General features: G+C 59.9%; 2 protein-coding genes. Both read right to left on the minus strand.

Annotated elements, in window-relative coordinates:
* On the minus strand, positions 1-681 hold a 681-nt coding region (locus tag Q4543_RS24215; RefSeq protein WP_303442676.1), incomplete at its 3' end, for a transposase.
* Between the two features lie 937 nt (positions 682-1618).
* Entirely contained in the window at positions 1619-1864 is a 246-nt protein-coding gene (locus Q4543_RS24220) for a transposase (protein ID WP_303442679.1), read from the minus strand.
* Between the last annotated feature and the right edge of the window lie 194 nt (positions 1865-2058).

A 2058-nucleotide genomic window follows, 5' to 3' on the forward strand; every position in this document is an offset into this window, starting at 1 on the left:
GATCCGGGCGGGTCCCCTTTCGGCCCCTATCGCCCCGATACCGGGGGACTTTTGCTTGCTGAGTAACACCGCATGGGCCGTGAACTTGGGCTTGACGGGCGCTACCACGCCGAAGGCTTCCGCATCTAGAGTGTCGAGATACTCTCTCACCGCCCTCGGTGCATCCGTCGGATCGATCGTGGAAGCGTCCCATTTAGCCTGACGGCCGGAGCTCTGCTTCTGGACATCGGCGCTGATCAGGCTGGCATCAACAGCGAAGCCTTGGCCTCCGACCAGGCCATGGGCGATGCACTGGGCCAACACACGTTCGAAGACGACGCGGAAGATGTCACTTTCACGGAACTTGCCATGCCGAAGTTTCGAGGACCTCGAATGATCAGGCACCTTGTCCTCGAGCCCGAGCCGGCAGAACCAGCGATAGGAGAGGTTGAGGTGAACCTCCTGGCAAAGGCGCTGCTCGGACCGCAGCTCCATGACATAGCCGATCACCAGCATCCGGATAATGAGCTCGGGATCGAGCGAGGGACGACCGGTGTGACTGTAAAAATCGTGCACCTCCTCGTGCAGATCGCTCAGATCCAGAAAGCGGTCGATACCTCGAAGGAGATGGTCGGACGGAATATGCGTCTCGAGATTGAACTCATAGAAAAGCCGGGCGTGAACCTTCTGCCTTCCAAGCATCGCAATGCCTCCAGATCCCTGTAGATTAAAGGAATCAGAAGCCTTCGCGCCAATCAAGTCCGGAGTTTTTCAACAGCATCGGCTCATAGCTGACAGCTCAAGCACTGGAACCCCTCCCGTACAAGGCGGGAGGGCGGCCGTGCCTCGCATCGGGCCGTTTCAAGCCCGATCAGATGCGCTGCGCCTGCACCGCGGCGCCGCCGATAAGAACCCAGATCTCACCGGGCCCGTCGACGACAGATGCCCCCAATTCCAACACCGGCCTGTCACCTTCGGTGCGAGCAAGTAAGTTGCAAGCTGGAAACCTCACCGGCAGTGCTGCAAGACTCTGACATCCGGGAGGATTCACATCACGATTCCGTGCACTTACACGGCCTGCATGAGCAAGCCGTGCCCCACCCGCTATCGGACGCCGAACTGGTCCAGCGACAAGGCATCACTGCGCAAGCGGGAGTCTCTGCTGTTCCACTGCCCGGCAGCACAAGCTGTGCATGTGTGAGAGGGTGGGTCGACAAGGATATGATCTGGCGCACGCCGCAGGGTGGGAGGCCCGGGCACCGGGTGGCCCTGGTTCTGCAGGTGCCATCTGCTGGGCGCCGTAGAACGGCGTTTCCAAGAATTGCCGGCCGATCAATTGCATAAGCGCTAGGTTCACTGCGCTCTCGCCCTGCGCCGCGTAGTAGAACGACGGCCGCGAGATCGATAGCAGGCGGCATTGCGCCCTGACCCGACAGCGTGGGGTGAGAGTGTTCGATCATCCCGCGCCTCACGTGCCGGTCCAGGGCGTGAGCTTACGTGACAAAGAATCGTTGGCGACTGCATTGGCGGGTTCCCTCGGACCGAAGGCGTTCACCCGCCAATCCACCCGATCTTGGCGTGCAGCGGGGGAGTGTCCTGAAGTCTGTGTATCTGGCGCGGCCTATGCGGTTTGGAATACTCAAGCGGCGATGCGCTCGCCAAACTTTATGGCGAACTGATTGCGGGCGGCAAACCATTCCCTGACATTTTGGCCGTCCTTCGCAAATTTGTGGATGGCGAGGTAGATCAGCTTGGTCGCCGCCTCGTCAGTCGGGAAGGATCCCCGCGTTTTGATGGATTTCCGGATCACGCGGTTCAGACTTTCTACGGCTTTCCTGGTGTAGATAAGTTTGGGGATCGCCGGATCGAAGGCGAAGAATGGGATCTCTTCCTGTTAGGCCCGGGGCCGAGCCGGGGCGATAGATACGTATTTCCCGGCCCATTTTCCCTCGAAAGCATCATTCTCGGCCTCGGCCATATAGGCGTTCGAAGAGCTGTAAATCCGGTGACGTCCCCAGACGTGGTGTAGCTTACGGTGGCCATCGGGTTTCCCGGTAGGGTCGGGTTGCGAGAACCAAC

This window comes from Salipiger sp. 1_MG-2023 (genome assembly GCF_030547555.1).
GTDB lineage: Bacteria > Pseudomonadota > Alphaproteobacteria > Rhodobacterales > Rhodobacteraceae > Salipiger.